At 38.9% G+C, this 18599-nt stretch carries 18 protein-coding genes; 9 read left to right on the top strand and 9 right to left on the bottom strand.

What is annotated here, in order from left to right; genetic code table 11:
* The first annotated feature begins 103 nt into the window (after window positions 1–103).
* From LCM02_RS05065 to LCM02_RS05055, 3 genes are all read left to right on the top strand, one after another.
* Window positions 104–706 (top strand): SGNH/GDSL hydrolase family protein, encoded by a 603-nt coding sequence (locus LCM02_RS05065; protein WP_224927243.1) that lies wholly within the window; start codon window positions 104–106, stop codon window positions 704–706.
* A 276-nt stretch (window positions 707–982) separates the two neighbouring features.
* The gene (locus LCM02_RS05060) at window positions 983–1294 is read left to right on the top strand and encodes a hypothetical protein (RefSeq protein WP_224927242.1); all 312 of its coding nucleotides are present in this window, start codon (window positions 983–985) and stop codon (window positions 1292–1294) included.
* 108 nt (window positions 1295–1402) lie between these two features.
* Complete coding sequence (locus LCM02_RS05055) at window positions 1403–2722, top strand: hypothetical protein (protein ID WP_224927241.1); 1320 nt, start codon at window positions 1403–1405, stop codon at window positions 2720–2722.
* Window positions 2723–2737: 15 nt separating this feature from the next.
* Here LCM02_RS05055 and LCM02_RS05050 read toward each other — a convergent pair whose 3' ends face one another.
* The gene (locus tag LCM02_RS05050; protein ID WP_224927240.1) at window positions 2738–3286 is read right to left on the bottom strand and encodes a hypothetical protein; all 549 of its coding nucleotides are present in this window, start codon (window positions 3284–3286) and stop codon (window positions 2738–2740) included.
* A gap of 11 nt (window positions 3287–3297) precedes the next feature.
* Window positions 3298–4173, bottom strand: a complete 876-nt coding sequence (locus LCM02_RS05045) for a PPK2 family polyphosphate kinase (RefSeq protein ID WP_224927239.1) — start codon at window positions 4171–4173, stop codon at window positions 3298–3300.
* 104 nt (window positions 4174–4277) lie between these two features.
* Between LCM02_RS05045 and LCM02_RS05040 the strand changes: the two genes are divergently transcribed.
* Window positions 4278–4718 (top strand): hypothetical protein, encoded by a 441-nt coding sequence (locus LCM02_RS05040; RefSeq protein ID WP_224927238.1) that lies wholly within the window; start codon window positions 4278–4280, stop codon window positions 4716–4718.
* A 39-nt stretch (window positions 4719–4757) separates the two neighbouring features.
* Here the strand turns inward: LCM02_RS05040 and LCM02_RS05035 are convergent, their stop codons facing one another.
* From LCM02_RS05035 to LCM02_RS05015, 5 genes are all read right to left on the bottom strand, one after another.
* Complete coding sequence (locus tag LCM02_RS05035) at window positions 4758–6290, bottom strand: serine hydrolase (protein WP_224927237.1); 1533 nt, start codon at window positions 6288–6290, stop codon at window positions 4758–4760.
* A 97-nt stretch (window positions 6291–6387) separates the two neighbouring features.
* Window positions 6388–7587 carry a receptor L domain-containing protein gene (locus LCM02_RS05030; RefSeq protein ID WP_224927236.1) on the bottom strand — a complete coding sequence of 400 codons (1200 nt, stop codon included), beginning with the start codon at window positions 7585–7587 and terminating at the stop codon, window positions 6388–6390.
* Between the two features lie 181 nt (window positions 7588–7768).
* On the bottom strand, window positions 7769–8083 hold the full coding sequence (locus LCM02_RS05025; protein WP_224927235.1) for a YdhR family protein: 315 nt from the start codon (window positions 8081–8083) through the stop codon (window positions 7769–7771).
* A 127-nt stretch (window positions 8084–8210) separates the two neighbouring features.
* Window positions 8211–9077, bottom strand: a complete 867-nt coding sequence (locus LCM02_RS05020; RefSeq protein WP_224927234.1) for a helix-turn-helix domain-containing protein — start codon at window positions 9075–9077, stop codon at window positions 8211–8213.
* 2 nt (window positions 9078–9079) lie between these two features.
* Window positions 9080–9886 carry an aldose epimerase family protein gene (locus tag LCM02_RS05015; protein WP_224927233.1) on the bottom strand — a complete coding sequence of 269 codons (807 nt, stop codon included), beginning with the start codon at window positions 9884–9886 and terminating at the stop codon, window positions 9080–9082.
* Between the two features lie 231 nt (window positions 9887–10117).
* On the opposite strand from LCM02_RS05015, the gene LCM02_RS05010 reads away from it, so the two are divergent.
* The 5 genes from LCM02_RS05010 (at window position 10118) to LCM02_RS04990 (ending at window position 17026) form a co-directional block, all read left to right on the top strand.
* On the top strand, window positions 10118–11953 hold the full coding sequence (locus LCM02_RS05010) for an adenylate/guanylate cyclase domain-containing protein (RefSeq protein ID WP_224927232.1): 1836 nt from the start codon (window positions 10118–10120) through the stop codon (window positions 11951–11953).
* Between the two features lie 114 nt (window positions 11954–12067).
* The gene (locus LCM02_RS05005; RefSeq protein WP_224927231.1) at window positions 12068–12226 is read left to right on the top strand and encodes a hypothetical protein; all 159 of its coding nucleotides are present in this window, start codon (window positions 12068–12070) and stop codon (window positions 12224–12226) included.
* Between the two features lie 81 nt (window positions 12227–12307).
* Entirely contained in the window at window positions 12308–13756 is a 1449-nt protein-coding gene (locus LCM02_RS05000; protein WP_224927230.1) for a serine hydrolase domain-containing protein, read from the top strand.
* Window positions 13757–13899: 143 nt separating this feature from the next.
* Window positions 13900–14592 (top strand): protein-L-isoaspartate(D-aspartate) O-methyltransferase, encoded by a 693-nt coding sequence (locus LCM02_RS04995; RefSeq protein ID WP_224927229.1) that lies wholly within the window; start codon window positions 13900–13902, stop codon window positions 14590–14592.
* Between the two features lie 22 nt (window positions 14593–14614).
* Window positions 14615–17026 (top strand): spermidine synthase family protein, encoded by a 2412-nt coding sequence (locus LCM02_RS04990; protein ID WP_224927228.1) that lies wholly within the window; start codon window positions 14615–14617, stop codon window positions 17024–17026.
* Here LCM02_RS04990 and LCM02_RS04985 read toward each other — a convergent pair.
* Entirely contained in the window at window positions 16953–17558 is a 606-nt protein-coding gene (locus tag LCM02_RS04985; protein ID WP_224927227.1) for a DUF998 domain-containing protein, read from the bottom strand. The two genes, LCM02_RS04990 and LCM02_RS04985, sit on opposite strands and share 74 nt — an antisense overlap.
* Window positions 17559–17589: 31 nt before the next feature.
* A complete protein-coding gene (locus tag LCM02_RS04980) occupies window positions 17590–18543 on the bottom strand; it encodes an alpha/beta fold hydrolase (protein ID WP_224927226.1) in 954 nt (317 codons plus the stop codon).
* Window positions 18544–18599 lie beyond the last annotated feature (56 nt).

The following is an 18599-nucleotide window of genomic DNA, read 5'->3' as shown; positions in this document are numbered from 1 at the left end:
CCTTTCTTTGCTATGGTCCTGCTCGGATGATTCATCTTCGCGAATGGAATATTTTCAGCCAGATAATACGAATGCATTCAATACCCAACTAAATCAGTCCCCAATGGAAAATTCATTCACTTTTCTTGCACTAGGCGATTCCTATACGATCGGTCAAGGTGTTTCTGATGAAATGAGATGGCCAAATCAGCTAAAGGATCGATTACTTAAAGAATCTGTTACCCTTGAGAAAGTTGATATTATAGCTCAAACAGGATGGACCACTTCTGCCCTGCTGAACGCCATAAACGAGAAGCAGCCAGGGCAATATGACCTGGTATCTCTTTTAATAGGTGTGAATAATCAGTATCAGCAGAGGCCTTTTGAAGAATTTCAGGAAGAGTTCAAAGAACTTCTGAATATTTCCATGAATCTCGCCGGGGAATCCAAGAGAGTGTTTGTGGTGTCCATTCCTGATTATGGAGTTACAAGATACGGATCGGCAAATCCGGGAGGAATCGCTTCAGAAATTAATAATTACAATGGCTTTATAAAAATGCACTGTCAAGAAAATAATGTTCCATTGGTTGATGTCACGGAAATCTCAAGAAACCTTGGCGATTCCGACGGGGCGCTGGCTTCAGATGCCTTGCATCCCAGTGGGTATCAGTACAGCCTTTGGGTAGAAGAGATCGTTCCTGTGGTACTTGAATTACTGGAACAGTAAAAAACCGGCTGCAGAAAACTATAACCGGTTTTTTAGAGGGGAAGTGAAGTAAATTTGATCAAATGTAAATATCAATTTCACTTCAATAAATGATCACGATCATCAAAAAAAATGATTCTCATCATCGTACTCAAAATGTCCCTTGATCGGGCTGAAAAATTTCCCTCTAAATCGTTATTCAAAACTCAGCATGGCACATTAAACTATTCTGATTATACTAAAGCTTAGTATTTAGAGTTTTATATACTGAATTCCTATTTTTATAAACGACTTAAAATGAACATGATCCTGGTTATCGATGTTGGAAGTACCATTTTGGTGATTATCACCTTGATCTTATGGATTGCCATATTATTCGAAAAATTTGTGCATCCTGCATATAAAAATATTTTTAGAGGAACTCCGCTCTGGCCCTCAGATGACCTTGAGCGACGAAGACTTAAAAAATGCATGCAAGGCGTAGGTTTGTACTATTTTACTGCGGCACTATTACTCCTTTTCTCTCCCGCAATAGCCATATTAATGGGATTTGGAGGAATATTTTATAGCATAATTATTTATTACTGGCTCGTTGTTTCAAAACGCTAAAAAGGAAATTAAACCTTTCTGAATTAGATTTTTAACAGTATATCCTTTTGCCCATTACAGGTAAAGTTCAAATTGTTTAACTTAGACCGAACAATATGAAAATTTAAAATGGCGCAGAACAACAAAAAATCCTTTGCCAAATGGCTAGAAATCCTTCAACAGGAGAGCTGGCAACTTGAACTGCTTATATCGGGGTTTGCTATTTTTTTACTCGCCAGCGCTTATGACCCACTCGTACAATTAAATTATGATTTAAGGCTCTTAACAATGGGTGGCAGTTATTACGGAGCCTTGTTTCTTCCTTTACAAATAGCGGTTGGTACCTGGTATGTTTTGATCATCAACTTGATTTTACATGTTTTATTGAGAGGATTATGGATCAGTACCATTGGCTTACGCTATGTTTCTGATGAAATTGATTTTGACAGCCTGAATTTTAGCCCTAAATTTGATCAGTTCCTGAGAAGAAAAATAGTCAGTTTTGACAACTATATTGAGCGGCTTGAGAGCCTGTGCAGTATTGTTTTTGGTTTTACCTTTCTCATCATTTTTATATTGATTTCCATTGGCTTTTATGTAATGGGAATTATTTTAATAAGTCTTGCCATTAATGCAGTGCAGGATTATTACAGCTCGGGTTGGCTTGGACTTCTGATTCCCATATTATTGATATACATCATTGGCGGAGTTATCTATTTTTTCGATTTTATGACCTTGGGATGGTTTAAGCGAAATAAATCCATTGGTAAAATTTATTACCCCATTTATCGATTTTACAATTTTGTAACGCTTTCTTTTATTTACAGGCCCATTTACTACAATCTTATAGACAATCGATATGGGAAAAAAGTAGTTCTTTTTCTCATCCCCTATCTATTTATTTTTGCTCTTTTTACAAGCATGCGCGTAGAGCCGCATGGCTATCTTCCCGGCCGAAGAACGATGCAATCCATTAATAACAATTTCTATGATGACACCTGGGATCGTTCTGAATTTTTGGGTGAGGCAAGCATTGGCTCTCGATATGTAAAAAACGCATATATAGAGTTGTTTCTCCCTTATTTTGGGAGGTCCGATGATGAAGTTATTGCGAAAATATGTCCGGAGCTTACACCTGCCAAAAAAGGGGTTTTTATTTTTAGAACGGATTTTAAGGAACGGTTAGAAATGGATGGGGATGAGGCCCTGGCCTGCCATGCAAAACGATTTGAGATTTTCGTCAATGACAGCCTTATTAATGATCCAAAGTATAGATTCTATCAGCATCCGGAACGAAAGAACATTGGATTATTAACTGTTTTGGATGTTGATTATTTAGATCGAGGTGAATATGAGATAAAAATCAATGCCTTGCAAAAAAAGCGACAAGATGGTAAGGACACCATAGTCATGCAGCATAACAAAACAATTCCCTTTTGGAAAGAATGATAATACCTGATTTAACTAAAGTTCATATTTAGATTCTGTTGTTTCCGTATTGCCAATGCCGGCATTTGATTTTTTGATTTCCATTTCCTTCGCAAAAGCAGGAGGTAATTCAATAAAGCCTTTTTCCTGATAAACCCTGAGCATATTTGACCTGAAATGAAAAATGTTAATATTATCATTATCAAGGTCTATAAAAAAATCATAGGCACTGGCCGGACAATCATGCTGTCTGCATCCACTCATGTGCACCACCTGATCAACAATGGTCACCGGCGTTTCCGTATTATAATTCTTTAATAGCGCTTCATAGTTAAAACGATCCAGTGATTTGAGTCTCTGGGCAAATTCTTCTTTTTCAAACAGCTTTTCCTGAGTTGCGTATTTACCCTCATAAGTTACAAGAAATCCCAGGGGGACGTCCGGAACAACAATCTCATCAGCCACAGTTTCAGGAACAGCCTCTTTCTCTGAAGCCTCATTCTTGTTAGAATCTTGATTTGATTTTACCTTGTTACAACCAACAAACAAGGTTACAATGAGCAATGCTAGTATTATTTTTTTCATCACAATAAATATTATTCATTATTTAATTCAGCCTTGTATTCTTCCAATCGGGCCCTGATGTCATCATCAAGTGGAGGCTCTTTTATATCAGAATATCCCTTTAGGGCCTGATATAGAATTGAAGCTACAATATAACGTGCAGAGGGTTTATTGTCAGCAGGAATGGTAAACCAGGGAGCATGAGAAGTAGAGGTCCTGTTGATCGCATCCTCATAAACAACCTGATACTCGTTCCAGAGCTTTCTTTCTTTAAGGTCTCCAGGAGAGAATTTCCAATGCTTATCTTCAATGTTCAATCGGCGTAACAGACGATTTTTCTGCTCTTCTTTTGAAAGGTGAAGAAAGAACTTGAACATAATGGTCCCATTGTCGGCCAGATGTTTCTCGAAGTTTTTTATTTCTTCGAACCTTCTGTCCCAAAAAGCTTCATTAACATCTTTCACGGTATGAATACCAGGCTGATTTTCACCTAGAATATAGGATGGGTGAACCCGGGTAACCAGTACATTTTCATAATGTGTCCGGTTAAAGATGGCAAACTTACCTCTTGCCGGAAGCGCTATATAATGCCTCCAGAGATAATCGTGGTCGAGTTCCAGAGGCGTGGGAACCTTAAAACTGTGAACAATCAGGCCACTGGTATTAAAATCTTTAAAAACCTCTTTGATCATGCTGTCTTTACCTGCTGTATCCATGCCCTGAATACAGATCAGAACAGCATATTTACCATGGGCGTAAAGGGTATCTTGTAGTTTGCCAAGCTTTTTTCTCAGTTTTCTCAGTTGTTTTTCAACTTTCTCATCTTCATCCAGCTGAACAAGCGTCTTTCTGTCTTTTAACGTTATGGAACTTTTTACCATGTAATCATCGGGGGTAATCTTTGGCATAAGGAATTTGATTTTTTAGTTAGTTCTAAAGATAAGAAAAGATCAGGTATTCCCTCTGTGGCACGAATTTTGGAAATATCAATTAGACCCTCAATAATGAATGTATGATTAGATTTATACCTACAAGATCTGCAAAATATATTTTACCTTTTGCATTTATCCTTTCTCTGAGTTCATGTGAACTTTTTAATGAAGAAATTTCAGAATGTATTTACAAGATCAGGCCAAAACTACCTGATAAAGCCCTACGTACGGGTCAGGTAGGAGTTCCTTATACGGAGACTATAGATGCTTATATCAAAAATGCTGATGATGATGCATTTGAATACAGTTTCAGTTTGGAGGGCCTTCTTCCTTCAGGCCTTAATTACAGATCAGAGGGAAGGACCTTTATTATATACGGAACACCAAATCTTGAAGGGAGCAAAGAAATTAAGGTGCGTGTAGAGCTACGTGCTGATCTGTACGGACCTGGAGATGGATTTTGTTTTTCCCAGGATTATGACAATCAAAAGTATACGATTAGAATTTTGGCAGCACCATGATCTCAATTATTTCAGAATCTTTAAGTTTATCTCAGTTCCTTAGTTTCGTCTCGGTTTTAACTCTTCGAAAAAAATGTCATCATTGGGGACATCAAAGTCAAAACCTGTAACTTCAAGATTATTATTACTGTTAAATTTGATGGTTCCAAAATTGAACCAGGCCTGTGGTTCGTCCCATTCAATTTGATAGGTATCATAATGCCAGTGGCTCAATCTGGCGCTGAGCAATGGATGATGTTCGAATTCCAGCCTAAGCTGTCCTCCTTTATCCACAATTTTAATTCCACCCACCATATCAGAATAATACGATCCAGCGATTGAACTTTCACTTAATGTCGGCTGGGTGTTCATTACCCGCTTACTTTTTATGGAACTCACTCTTTTGTCATTGGCAGCACGCTTTTTCGTTCTTTCCAAATAGAATTTGGACCAGTCCATTTCTTCTTCATCTAAAAATCGATCCAGCGCGTAATAGGTTGCTGCCATGATTGGGCTTTGCGTTCCGTTGGTCAGAACAACTACTCCAAGATTTTCCTCGGGCAACATGGTAACTGCAGTTATCATTCCGTCATAGCCGCCTGTATGACTCACACGAAGCTTTCCTTTATAGTCACTTATACCCCATCCGAGCCCGTAACTTGAAAAACGACGCCCCAGGTTGTTCGGTTTGGTTTGATCTACCATAAAGCTATTGTGTGGTTTCCACATCATATTACGGGTAGAAGCCGTCAGTAAGGTATCCTTACCATGTATGCCGTGATTCATGTTAAAAACCATCCATTTTGACATGTCAGAAACACTTGAAATCAACCCTCCGGTAGCGGCAACGGTCTCCCAGTCAACCCAGTCAATTTTGATATTTTCACCGTCTCGATAAACATAAGGTGTTACATAATTCCCTATTTTATCCAAATCATCAAGTTTATAAATGCTACGATCCATCCCTAAGGGTTCAAGTATCCGCTCTGTCACATTCTCTCCCCAGGATTTGCCGGTAATCGTTTTGATAAGCTCTCCCGCTGTGATATACATCAGGTTGGAATATCCGTATCCGGCTCTAAAATCAAATGCCTGTGGCACATATTTGATACTTTTGATGATCTCTTCTGCGGAGCGATTGGATTTATACCAGATATTGTCACCGCTAAAGGTACCTAGTCCTACACGATGGCTCAGCAGGTCCTGTACCGTTACATGCTCACTTACCCAATCGTCATAGACTGCAAAATAAGGCAGATAGTCCCTTACCTTATCATCCCATTTAAGTTTACCCTCCTGAACAAGCATACCTAATATGGCAGATGTAAATGCTTTTGAATTTGAGGCGACGGCATAGAGGGTGTTTTCATCAGGCATCTCCTTCTTACCTATTTCTTTGACCCCGTAATTTCCTGTAAATACGAGATTCCCGTCTTTGACAATACCAATGGAAGCCGAAGGAAGTTCCCAGTCTTTAACCATTTGGGCAAAATAAGCGTCAAGTGCCTTCAGGTCAACATCGGATTGCTCTTGAGCAAACAAGGATTGACCGGCAAAAATGAAAAGTAAAATAAGTGTTCTGACTATTTTCATCGAAAAAGAGTATTGATTAGATAATGTCACAATTTAGGAAAATTGAGAGCTTAATCAAACAATTAGTTGAAGTTCTTATTATTACTAAAATCTTGTGTTAATTGCAATCAAGTTCCAATACTTCTGCTACCGTTGGGTTTAACATATTTCCAGAAGCTCCAAATGATTTAGGCGGCAGTGGTGGAATAGTAAAGCCTTTGTTATAATATCCGGGAGCATCTTGAAAACTATTATTTTTCAATAACTCTTGTAGAGGACAAAAGTCTTTCAGAAGAATATTGTCAGTAATGATGATTATAGCTGCATTCTCTATTCCTGACAGAGCATCTAAATTGCTTAGTTCCTTATTATTTTGAATATAGAGCTGATAAACCATCGAAAGACCCTCTAAACCTTCGAGGTTTGTAATTGAATTTGCATTCCTGATAATTAAACTACCTTGTATCTCCAATAAACTTTCCAAACCTTCAAGCGAAACTATTCCCTCTCCTTCAGGATCTTCATCAATAATAAGGTCTCCTTGTATCGTATGGTAATTGTTTTTAACGAATTCATCAAGTTCTGTTTGCGTTGTAATTCTTACAACACCTGTCAATACTCCTGGCGCAGTTACCACAGGTTCCTGGGGTTCTTCCGGAACAACAATTTTATTCAGATTAATACTAAACAAAACCTCCTTTTCCGATTCATCATTTGAAATTTTGACCATTCCAGAGATTGAGGAGTTTAGGTCGTAGGCAAAAAGTGAGGGGTCATTGACCAAAACTTCACCTGTTTCAGCATCAATGCTAACGGCATTTTCCGGAGTCTGTGACAGCAATTCAAAATTGATTGATCCATGATCTGCTCGTGCCTGCAAGAACCCTAAAGATTGATTTTCAGAAACTCCCTCATCCATAGTCATCACAAAATTTTCCGCATAAATCTCGTTCACGTCATTGATAAAGATCATGATATGCGACTCATCGGACTCCTTTTGATTGGAAACATGAATGACTCCAAGAATTAATTGATTATGTTCATAATCAAAAGCAGTATTTTGCTTCACAATGATGTCACCATTTGAATTGACAGAAAAGGAATTCCAATAAGAGGATTTTAAAATATTAAAGATAAGGTCATCGCTTTCTGAGGTTATATTGATTTTTCCTATCACATCTCCCGGTTTAGGGTTCTCATCAATGCTAAATTCAGCATCGGCCGCAATTATTTTAAATTTATCACTGTCATCACTACATGAAATGCTTGTTACAAATAGCGATATTAGAATTAATAGGGTCAGGAAATTCTTGATCATAACGATTTTTTTCTTCTGTTTTAGATTCTTATAAATCAGCCGAAATCTAAGTCAAAAGAACGAAATAATTGTACGGTAAACCGTAAAAACCAAACTCCACTATTGAAGTTTGGTTTTATGAGAAAAGATGAAACTATATGAGTATTGTTTTATTGCCTCAATATGAGTCCTTTAGCAGGTTTTAAGCTGAAACTTTATCATTTAAGACGATAGCCATTTCGTATTCCTCTACACGTAATGTTTCAGGTATCACCGCGTATCTTTCAGGAATCGTGGCAGCCAGTTCAGAGGTCCAGAAATCAGATCTTGCACTTTGTGTTTCAAACAAGTAGATCCCGCTGATTGCTCCAGTGCCCTCCTCACCGATATAATATTTTTCTATCAGGCCTGGAACATTTCTGAAAATATCCAGATCCTCATGGCATATCTGCATCAGCTTTTCAGGGCTATGGTTTGACTTAAATTTTACGGACAAGACAGATTTTGCATTTTTCATAATTCTTAGATTTAAATGATTATTAATTTGTTTAGAGCAAAATTAGGTTCAGTACTACCTTTTGTGATAGGATAAAAAGTCGAATAAATCGACTAAAAAGTCAAAACCAAAAAATGTCATTTAATATCTATTCCGAACTATCTAAACGGCACTGTAATGGGGTCTTGCCATATTTGAGTTTAAAAACTCTCGAAAAATGTGAAGGGTCTTCAAAACCACATTCAAAAGACAATTGGTGGATCGGCAGATCTGAATTCAGCAAACGATGCATTGCCAGGTCCAGTTTCCTGTTTTTTAACCATACAGCAGGAGTGGTTTTATAATGATCCTTGAAGTTCTTTTTAAACGTTGAAAGGCTCATGTGGCATAGTCGGGCATAATCTTCAAGCTTTAGATGATATGCAAAATTCTCTTCCATGACCCGGGTCATATGATAGATCCTGCTTTGGCACAATGAAATAAAATAATCTTTGAGTTTACTGTGCTTGTTATCCGTACAAAGATGCAATAACAACTCTTCAAATTTAAGTGTAAGTAATTGTTCGTTAATATCTTGAGAAGACTGAAGATAAGTAATGATTGAATTTTCATATCCCTGGAGGATTGTATCCTGATTTACTCTCAAAACAGCATCCTGTGATGAAAGATCCTTTTGTTTACTCTCTGAAAGAAAAGAATTCTTTTGTATAAATGATCGAATAAAATCATCGGGCAGAAAAAAGAAAATGGCACAAAATTCATCCTCAAAGAATTGATGTGTAAGATTGGCTCCTTTCTTTATAAAAAGAATATCCCCCTGCCCGGCAATATAATCGTGGTAAATACTTTTCCACATTTTTTTACCCGAGGTAATAAAAGCAAAATAGTTACTGTCAGACCAGATCCCGAATTTGGTTTCCTCCTGCATACATGTATATTCAACAAAAAGCAGATCATTCACCTCAAGTTTTCTGAAGGAATCGGATTGCTTAATAAAAGAATACAGATTGATCATTGTTAAACTTTTATGGGTTTAATAACGACCTCAAAAAAAGCTTTCTTCCCTTTTTCTGCTTTGCGAAACAACGCTTCTGCCAGTTCTTTTTTTCCTGTATACGGATAAGATGTTATGGGTTCTATGCAAAGCATTCCCGGTACTTCGGTCCAGAGCATAAAGTTCCCGAACCCTTTTGTTTTTATCTCTATATGCGGCCCCTTAGTTTTTATGAGCCTTATTTGATCTGAATCCTTGACCTGATACGCTATGGAACCCACGTCCAGAACGGCCTGAAGACCTATCCGGTCCTTTCCATACTCAATCAATTCATTATTCTGACCTGACAATTTAAATGCCGGATGATATCCCAGCATATAGGGCATACCCTCTTCAGCTTCTACATCAAAATGAATAAGAAGTTCCTCATTGGTAATTTTCAATTTCTTTCTAAAGATAAAATCGTAGGGCCAAAAAACAGATTCAATACTTGATTTATCCGGGTATTTTGAATTCTTTAAATGCGTACCCTTGTTATAGGATTTTTCAAGATCAATTTCATCCTCTTTTACCCCGGTCACCTGATAATTCATTTCCCGTAGCAGACCATGCTGATCCTGCACGGCATACCCTCTTGAAGTGATTACCCTATAGTCATTGGCGGCAGTTGGCCCAATTACAGGAAACATTTCGGTATCTGAGTTCCTCCATCCCCTGTCTCCTTTTTGATGTATCAATTCTTCCCCATAATGACTGTAACTCACTAGTTCACCGTTATCTACAACCACCGTACTTTCCTTGTCGGGACTCGTAATGACATATTGATCCATTTAAAATATTTTAAACAAATATACTTTACAAAATTCATTTGAAAGAAAAACGATGCTTTTAGGAAAGAAAAACATACCATTCATCCTAAATGATTTTATAAAAAATTGAAATCTATCTATTTTCAAACTTTAAATAAAGATGATTTAGTTATTATATGCTAAAATATCATTTAAAGAGGTTTGAAGTGGGTCTCGGCAATGACGTTCTTAGTTATTATCCCTACTGTCAAAATGAAAATAAATATAACCCTCGTTATCCTTTCCTTACTGGGGAATTTCTTATTAGCTCAGGATCAAAAAAAGGCGGATAGTCTTATCCTGATGTATCGTTCAGGAGCCTATGGTTCCAGCGAGCTTGAAATGCTTTCTAAAATCACAGATTATGACACTAATTATAAGCGTGTTATTCAGTACACTGAATTGATAGTTCAGAAAGCTGCTGAGGATTCTTTATTCGAGTATCTCTATGTAGGTCACCTTCAAAAAGGAAATGCACTCACAAAACTTGGAAACAATATTGAAGCCATACAGTCATATCTGACTGCTCAGAAATACGCCTGGCGAATGGAGGATCAAAGAAGGGTTGCAAGTACAATGACTGCAGTTGCCGGCACATATTCGGCCATGGAGAGTTACGATGAAGCAGAAAAATACTATTTAGAAAGTATCGAACTGTTCAGAAATTTAAATGAGGAAGGAAAATTAGGGACCGCACTGGTCAATTTAGGAGACCTCTATATCACTATGGAAAAGTATTCCCAGGCAACGAAAGTGACCAATGAGGGATGGAACATTTTCAAGCGAAATGGATTTATTCTGGGAGAAGCCTATTGTATGGGAAATACAGGTATGATACAGGCAAGCCTCGGGAACGATGAATCGGCAGAGGCCAATATCAACGAAGCCATCAAAATTCTCGATCAATACGAAGATTACTACCCAATTGCTGTATATCTGACCTACATGTCTGACATTTATTTACGCAAGGATAATTGGGATAAAGCATATTCCTATGCCCAACGCAGTCTGGAATTATCTGAAAAACATGATTTAAAAGAGCAAATTGCAGAGGCCAATCTGAAATTGTCGGTGTTGTTTGAGCTTGCAGAGAATTACAAGGAGTCAAATGAGTATTTGAAAAAATATTATAGTTATCGGGAAAGCACACTTAATTTAGAGAATATAACCAAGGCCGCCAATCTAAAATTAGATCACGAACTGTCATTAAAACAAACCGAACTCGATCTGTTAAGTGCAAAACAAGATAATCAGAGAATTGTGGCTATTAGCAGTTTCATCGCACTCATATTGATCTTATTGTTACTTATCGGGCTTTTACATCGAAATCACTTCATTAAAAAAACGAGCAACATCATCGAAAAAGAAAGAGATCGGTCAGAAAGCCTTCTTTGTAATATTCTTCCGGAAACGACAGCTATGGAACTCAAACAGGCAGGCAGAGTCAAAGCCAAACATTTTGAAGCCGTAACGGTGATGTTCACTGATTTTAAGGCCTTTACCTTGAATTCAGGGAAGTTATCCCCCGAAGAACTGGTTGAAAGCATCGATTTTTATTTTTCAAGATTCGATGAGATCATGGAAAAATATAGCCTGGAAAAGATCAAAACCATTGGAGACGCCTATATGTGTGCCGGGGGCCTCCCCTTTCCATCTCATGATCATGCAAACCGAATAATAATGGCCGCTTTTGAGATCATAGACTTTGTAGAGGAATCCAAAATTTCAGATCCAAATAATCTGACCCGATTTGACATCAGAATAGGAATAAATACCGGTCCTGTTGTGGCGGGTGTGGTTGGTACCAAAAAATTTGCCTATGACATCTGGGGAGACACCGTCAATATTGCATCGCGTATGGAGTCAAATTCAGAACCGGGCAAGATCAATATCTCAGAAAATACATATCAAATCATAAAAGATCATTTCCGTTGCTCCTATCGTGGTGAGATTCCTTGCAAGTACAATATAAAGATGAAAATGTACTTTGTAGATGGTAAAATCAGACAGACTCAGGATAAAGCAAAAATGAATCTTGTTTATGGATAATTAGTGATGTTCCATTTTTTTTATCATTAAATACTTGAATTCCAATTTGTTTTCAGACAATATTACACCTCCTTTAATCGTTTAATATCATACTTTACCAATAATTGCTTACCTATGAAAACGATAAATGACCTGATTAAGGAATTACAAAAGTTAGACCCAAAACAGAAAAAGTTACCCTTTGTTCTCTACGACATTGAGCACAACCAAGAGTTTAACATCATTGAAGTTGAAGTATCAAATAAAAACAGAATTGATTTGAATCTGATGTAGTGCAATTAAATAAATGTCTGAAAACATCTTTTTAGGACGGACTGTATTATCTTTAGCGGTGAAAATCAAAATGCCCTTGCATTGACACCAATCAAAATTCAAAACTATCATCCTCTTCAGACCAATCGTCTCCAAATCCTTATTCTTGTATTCTTTGTTTCGATTTTATCCCTGAATTCCCAAACGAGATTCGATTCAGAGAAAGTGACAAACTATGTGGAAGAAATAAAAGAATCCTATAATCTTCCCGGGATTGCCGTGTCAATTACAGATACTGATAAAACACTTTACCTGGAACATTTTGGAAAAATCAATGATAATGAACAATTATTGATCGGTTCCTGCAGCAAATCCTTTACGGCACTTTTGACCTTAAAACTTCAGGACAAAGGGTTATTGAATATAAATGATCCCGTGGTTCAATATCTCGACTGGTTTCAATATGCAGATAAAAACCAATCTGATAAAGTGATCATCAAGGATTTACTGCATCATACCTCAGGCATCCCTTCCATACTTGGAAGAATTACAATCAAGGAAGACAGTTTAGGATCAACTAAAAGGGAGGTGAAAAGAATGTTGTCTGAACTTTCCATTGACACCTCACAAAATATATATCAATATTCCAATATCAATTACCGATTACTTGGATACATCGTGGAACAGGTTACAGGAAGTCTGTACGGTGAAGTCCTGCAAAAGGAAATTCTTCAGCCCTTAGGATTAACCCATACCACAGGATTTGTGCTGAAACCTGAGGATAAAAATTTTCCAGGGAGTTATAATTATTTTCTTTACTATCCTGTTGTTCCTTATGTTTCATCCTACTACAAAGACCAGATCCCGGAAGGGCACATAGCCAGTAATGCAGAAGATATGGCCATTTATTTGAGAGAACATTTAAAAGGCTATTTAAAGGATTCCGGCCAAATTATCAATCAAAAACTTTCTAATACTCTCTTTACTCCCAGGAGCCAAAACTCTTTCCACTATGGTCAGGGGTGGTTCATCAGGAACAAGGAAAATAAAAAGATTGTTTTTCATACCGGGCTCACAGAAGGATTCAATACCTGCATGATCATAGATCCTCAAGAGGAAAAAGCCATCTTTGTGGCCATTAACTCAGGGGTTGATACGGCTTATGAGATTGCAGCCGGCATTTCAAATATTTTAGTCGGGAAAGAGCCAAACTTCTATTCTAAAACATTTTTTTACCTGATAAGAAGTATTCCTCTTTTAGTATTGGCCCTTATCATTATACTTGGCCTGCAATTCCTTAAATGGAAAGACTTAAATTTCAGTCTGGGACTGAATAAAAAACTCCTTCCAAATCTGATGTTGATTCTCGGAATTCTTTTTGGATCCCTCTGGGTCATCATTTTCCCTGTCATGTATCAAACCACACTTAAGGTAATCATAAACCATGACCCCGTTAGCGGTATAAGTCTGATTATGATCGCTGTGCTAATCATTTTGATTTCCCTGATCAATTACTTTAAAAAGCAATCGCATAACCCGCATCATGCCTGATGGAATATCTTAGTGTAAAATGGCATTCATTCAGATATCACGATAAGCCATCAATGGGGCAATCCCTGTAAAAATTACTTTGAAATCATAGCTTATTGTCGTAACTTTAAAGGTGTCATAAACCTTAGAACATACTAATGAGGATGGCCAGGTTGTTCATAGTATTCCTTTTATTCTCGCCTCTTTTCCTTTCTTCTCAAAATGATTATCTGGAAGCAAGAGAAAGAATGATCGCGGATGACATCAAACCAAGAGGGGTTAAGGATAAGGCCACTTTAAACGCCCTGAATGAAGTTCCCCGACATCTGTTTGTGCCTCAAGAACTATGGTCACAAGCCTATCGTGATGGCCCTTTACCCATTGGTTACGGACAAACCATTTCACAACCTTATATCGTGGCATTTATGACCGAAGCCATTAAACCTGAAAGCGATTTCAAGGTGCTTGAAATAGGTACCGGCTCAGGATACCAGGCAGCCATACTCAGCAGGATCGTGGACAGCGTATATACCATTGAGATCATTGATGAGTTGTACAGCAGGTCCAAAAAACAACTCAAGGAACTGGGCTATAACAACATAATGACCAAAAGTGCTGATGGCTATTTTGGATGGGAAGAAAAAGGCCCGTTTGACGCCATTGTGGTAACCGCAGCGGCTGAATTCGTTCCGCCGCCACTTATCGATCAGTTAAAAGAAGGGGGACGAATGATCATTCCTGTAGGCACACCTTTTGCAACACAACAACTCCTTATGGTAACAAAAAAAGGAGGAAAAACAAAATCAAGAAACCTCATGTTCGTGCGTTTTGTTCCTTTTACCCGAAGATCTGAATAATCAATTCTTCATTCGTTCTTTTATGAGTGATCGGTTCACATACAACAGCAATACGTTCAAGCTGGCTCTTTCTGTGGGAGTTTTGTCGGCGGCCATAGTGGCTTATGAAATACAGCTGATGCACTTTTTTACCATTGTGCAATGGCACCATTTTGCCTATATGGTCATATCCATTGCCCTGTTGGGGTTTGGAGCAGGCGGAACACTTCTATCACTTTACAGAAACTATTTTTTGGGCCGGTCTGAATGGATGCTTCCGTTTTTTATGATCAGCAGTGGATTACTCATGAGTCTTGGAGTTCGTTTGTCCCGATTGGATTTTTTATTGTTTGATTCCTACCTCCTATTTGTTGATCCTTCACAATTTGGAAGGCTGCTGGGCAGTTACCTGGTATTTTTTCTTCCCTTTTTTATGGGTTCTCTGGCCCTGGGTCTCATTTTTATTAAAAAAGTAGATCAGATAGGGATTTACTATTTTGCAGATATGTTCGGATCGGGCCTGGGAGGAGCCCTGGGAGTTCTTTTACTTTGGTATTTGACGCCGGCAGACTTGCCCTGGGTCATTGCCTTGTTACCCGTTTTTGGGGGGCTGCTGATCGTTAAAAGTTCAAAACGTTACGCATTATTTTTTTATGGGCTGGTGGTTATGGCCAGTTGTATTTATCAGGGCTATCATTCTTTTGACCTTAAACCCTCACAGTTCAAAAGTATAAGTTACGCTTTGAATCTCCCTGATGCCGTATTGGAGCATGAAACCAGCAGTCCATACGGGCTGGTACAAGTAGTTTCATCACCCATGCAACGCCATGCCCCAGGTTTGAGTCTCAACTATTCCGGAACCATTAAGCCGGCAAAGGTGATTTTCAACAATGGAAACTGGTTTGCGGCAATACCTCAAAAAACAGAAACAGCTCAAGCCCATATTTTAGATTATACTACAATGGCCCTGCCTTATACTTTAGGGAAGCCTGATCAAGTACTTATCTTTCACGCGGGGGCCGGGCTGGAAGTGGTACATGCTCTTGAAAAGGGAGCCAAAAAAATCTATGCTGTTGAACCCAATGCCGGTGCTACCCATTTAATCAAAGGCCCTTATGCCCAGACAACGGACTCCTTGTATTTTAAGAAAGAAATAAAGCTTTACAACTCCACACCACGTTCCTTTTTAAAACAAACGGATCAGTCATTTGACCTGATCCAGTTACCATTGTCAGGATCCTTTGGTGGTTCAGTTGGGCTAAATGCCCTTCATGAAGAAAACCTGCTTACGGCTCAGGCCCTGTCGGAAATGTGGCATAAATTGACCGATGACGGAATGATCGTCTTTTCTTCCTATATCGACCTTCCTCCAAGAATTACTCTTAAAAATGCCGCCTTGATCGCCGGACTACTGGAAAACCTGAAAATATCAGATCCTATGCGGCATGTGGTGGCAATCAGAAGCTGGGCCACGCTTACCTATGTACTAAAAAAGAGTCCGCTAAAACAGGATGAAGTTAAAAATGTGATCCATTTTTGCGATTCAAATGGTTTTGACCCGGTGCTGCTTTCCGGATCTGAACCGGTTGAAGAGAACAATAATAGTTTTGAAGATGAAGAAGTCTTTGAACTTATCAGAGGAATGTTCGGCCCGGAGAGGGATCAACTTATTCAGGCTAACGATTTCAATATTAAAATACCTACCGATAACCGTCCTTACTTCTTTCAGTTTCTCAAATTAAAAAATATTGGCAGCCAGTGGAAGCAACTTGGTGAGCGAGCCGCTTTTTTAGAACTGGGTTATCTTATTGTTATAGTTACCCAGGTACAGGTTTTATTACTTGCATTGGTACTGATCATACTGCCTCTTTTTAAATTGGGCTTTAAAGGAGGGAACAAGGCCTGGGTCCTGCTTTATTTTTCAGGCCTGGGATTAGGATACATGTTCCTTGAAATCGTACTGATCAAGCACCTTGTTCGGTTTTTAGGCCATCCCATCTATGCCGTAGCAACCGTGATCAGTGTAATGTTGCTGTGTTCTGGCCTGGGCAGCTTGTACTCATCCCGATTAAAGGTCGGTAAAAAAGTATTGCGCAACACTACAACCTTGATCGGCAGTATTATTCTGATTTATGTTTTCCTGTTTGGCTTTATACTTGGTCAGACCGAGGGTTGGCCTCCAGCTGCAAAGCTTGTCATAACCTTGATAGCTATTGGAATACCGGCTTTCTTTATGGGTATGCCTTTTCCGATGGGGTTGAAATTATTGGGCAAAACACAAGAACATCTGGTGCCCTGGGCCTGGGGGATTAACGGCTGTGTATCCGTCATAAGCACCTCATTGGCCACAATTATAGCCGTGGAGGCGGGATTTAATGCCGTTATGATCCTCGCTTGTCTGGCTTATTTGATCTCGTTCTTAAGCTTACGAATCCAACATAGATATAAAAGGTAAACAGCAAAAATCGCTGAACCAAACCGTAATACTCCATTGGATAAAGATCCGGTGCAAAAGCAGGCGTCAGGTTTAAAAAGATACCAGACATGATCAAAACAAAAGCAAGGACCGAGATCATTTTAAAGGATTTGCCCAGACTGTTCTTCCAGCTCAAGGCAAATACCAAAGGAGTAAAATATCCAATGGTCATGGACAGACCAAAAATATTATGCATGAAATGAGGAGAGGGAAACCATCCTATGCCGAATTGAGAGATCCCATAAAGCATCATGAAAATACCGGGTAATATGGACCATTTTCGTTGTTTTGCATAAAGGTTAAGGCCAAAAGCAAATATAATCAGCAAGGTCCCTACGGTAAGGCTGAACAATTGCCAGTTAAGATACATCGGGGATCCCTCCCGCCCTATTTCACTCACTGTTTGAGTTATCGGATCGTAGTCCCTGACAAGACTCCCCAAAATCAAAGATCCGAAAATAAACAGAGCGGAAGAGAACCAGCCCAACCACAGTATTTTATTTGTATTCATTGAATTCCTTTCTCTAAAGACGAATCACAATTCAATTCGTAACACCTAAAAAATTCAAAAGGGAATTTAAACTTTCATCAGGGCTCTCTTCCATCGGAACATGACCTGAATTGCTAAGAATAACCAACTGACTGTTTGGAAGGTCCTTGTGAAAACGATGGGCATTTTCAACGGGAATCAACCTGTCCTGCTGGCCCCAAAGCACCAGAGTGGGTTGAACGATATCTTTGATACGATCTGCCTTTTTCATATCATTTTCCATAGCCATTCTGTCTACCAGGGCCTGACGGTTTCCTGCCCTCAGCGTCAATTTGAAATAGCGCTCAACCAGGGCATCAGAGACTTTGGATTTATCCGCATATACATTTTCAACACTCGAGCGTACCATGCTGCGCGGTGTTATATACGTTAAAGCTTTATTCAATAAAGGAATCCGTGCCAGGGTAAACGCAATCGGCCTGCTTTCAGATTCCATGGGATAACCCGCAGCATCAATCAAAATTAGTTTTTCCACCCTGTCAGGGTTTTTGGCTGCAAACTGCCATGCAATGGCGCCTCCCAGGGAATTTCCGCCCAAAATACATTTACTTACTCCCCGACGGGTCAAAAACGCTTTTAGAAACATGGTATAACGTTCCATTGAATAATTTCGATCCGGGAAAGGGCCTGTCAATCCAAATCCCGGCAGGTCCATACGGATCACCCGATACTCTTTTTTCAATTGCCCCGTCCAAATATCAAAGGTGTGCAGACTTGCTCCGGTACCATGTATCAGCACAATGGGTGTTTTTCCCTTGGCATTCCCTTCATCCCTAAAATGCACCTGCATGCCGTCCATGGTTTCAAATTGTGAAGGTGGCTGGGCATAGGTGGACTTGAGTTCTTCAAGGCTCAGGTCCTTTTGGCCAAAAAACAAACTCATGACCAGAATTAAAACACCCAGGATCAATAACAGGGCCTTGACAATTTTACCTAAGGATTTCATAGTGGCCGGATCGTAATTTTAAGTTTATGATTGGATTACATTCTATAAAGATAGCC

This window comes from Lutimonas saemankumensis (assembly GCF_020171465.1).
GTDB lineage: Bacteria > Bacteroidota > Bacteroidia > Flavobacteriales > Flavobacteriaceae > Lutimonas > Lutimonas saemankumensis.
This window is presented reverse-complemented; position numbering and strand designations above follow the sequence as displayed.

Coding starts and splice junctions, on each gene's coding strand:
- LCM02_RS05020 (WP_224927234.1), bottom strand. CDS start 9,077: ATGATCAATCTGTATTCTTTTATTAAGCAATCCGATTCCTTCAGAAAA.
- LCM02_RS05060 (WP_224927242.1), top strand. CDS start 983: ATGAACATGATCCTGGTTATCGATGTTGGAAGTACCATTTTGGTGATT.
- LCM02_RS05025 (WP_224927235.1), bottom strand. CDS start 8,083: ATGAAAAATGCAAAATCTGTCTTGTCCGTAAAATTTAAGTCAAACCAT.
- LCM02_RS05015 (WP_224927233.1), bottom strand. CDS start 9,886: ATGGATCAATATGTCATTACGAGTCCCGACAAGGAAAGTACGGTGGTT.
- LCM02_RS05065 (WP_224927243.1), top strand. CDS start 104: ATGGAAAATTCATTCACTTTTCTTGCACTAGGCGATTCCTATACGATC.
- LCM02_RS05045 (WP_224927239.1), bottom strand. CDS start 4,173: ATGCCAAAGATTACCCCCGATGATTACATGGTAAAAAGTTCCATAACG.
- LCM02_RS05030 (WP_224927236.1), bottom strand. CDS start 7,587: ATGATCAAGAATTTCCTGACCCTATTAATTCTAATATCGCTATTTGTA.
- LCM02_RS04995 (WP_224927229.1), top strand. CDS start 13,900: ATGGCCAGGTTGTTCATAGTATTCCTTTTATTCTCGCCTCTTTTCCTT.
- LCM02_RS05005 (WP_224927231.1), top strand. CDS start 12,068: ATGAAAACGATAAATGACCTGATTAAGGAATTACAAAAGTTAGACCCA.
- LCM02_RS05010 (WP_224927232.1), top strand. CDS start 10,118: ATGAAAATAAATATAACCCTCGTTATCCTTTCCTTACTGGGGAATTTC.
- LCM02_RS05050 (WP_224927240.1), bottom strand. CDS start 3,286: ATGAAAAAAATAATACTAGCATTGCTCATTGTAACCTTGTTTGTTGGT.
- LCM02_RS04980 (WP_224927226.1), bottom strand. CDS start 18,543: ATGAAATCCTTAGGTAAAATTGTCAAGGCCCTGTTATTGATCCTGGGT.
- LCM02_RS04990 (WP_224927228.1), top strand. CDS start 14,615: ATGAGTGATCGGTTCACATACAACAGCAATACGTTCAAGCTGGCTCTT.
- LCM02_RS05035 (WP_224927237.1), bottom strand. CDS start 6,290: ATGAAAATAGTCAGAACACTTATTTTACTTTTCATTTTTGCCGGTCAA.
- LCM02_RS05055 (WP_224927241.1), top strand. CDS start 1,403: ATGGCGCAGAACAACAAAAAATCCTTTGCCAAATGGCTAGAAATCCTT.
- LCM02_RS05040 (WP_224927238.1), top strand. CDS start 4,278: ATGATTAGATTTATACCTACAAGATCTGCAAAATATATTTTACCTTTT.
- LCM02_RS04985 (WP_224927227.1), bottom strand. CDS start 17,558: ATGAATACAAATAAAATACTGTGGTTGGGCTGGTTCTCTTCCGCTCTG.